A 541-nucleotide genomic window follows, 5' to 3' on the forward strand; every position below is an offset into this window, starting at 1 on the left:
CGGCGCAAACAGCGTCAAGAAAGCACGTGTCATCTACGTTCCTTCTACGGAAATCAAAGAAGCCGTTGCAATGTATTCTTTCTCAAAAGCAGGAGCAAGCGCAGCGAATGAAGAAGGCGGAGACGAGAAACCAGACCCGAAACCTGACGAAGGCGGCGGAGAAGCTCCGGACCCGGCAGCTTAATTATCATCGTTTCGCACATCACAAACCAGTCAAAGAAAAAGCCCGATGAATGAGAAATCATTTCACCGGGCTTTTCATTTGCGGGTATTTGGTGAACGGAATATGCTTCTGAAAGCCTCATAAAAAACATCAGGAGTTTTTCGAAAAACGTCTGACGAAATAAAAAAAACGTCTGATGAATTTTTGAAAACATCTCGAAGGGTTTCAAGTACGTTTTTACTTCCGTTCCGACTGTTTTCGGGGTTTTTACGTTTTATTCCCGTATGGTTCTATCCGTAAATAAACAGAATGACACAGACAGAAACGCAATTATCTATAAAGTGACGGGAAAGGATAAATGATAAGTTTGCTGTTTTA

The 541-nt window shown here is 42.3% G+C and carries 1 pseudogene; it reads left to right on the plus strand.

The features are described from left to right. A pseudogene (locus BSCG_RS00045) lies at window positions 1–184 on the plus strand (DNA-binding protein); the annotation flags it as partial. Window positions 185–541: the final 357 nt, after the last annotated feature.

Source organism: Bacteroides sp. 2_2_4 (genome assembly GCF_000157055.1).
GTDB classification, from domain to species: Bacteria; Bacteroidota; Bacteroidia; order Bacteroidales; family Bacteroidaceae; genus Bacteroides; species Bacteroides ovatus.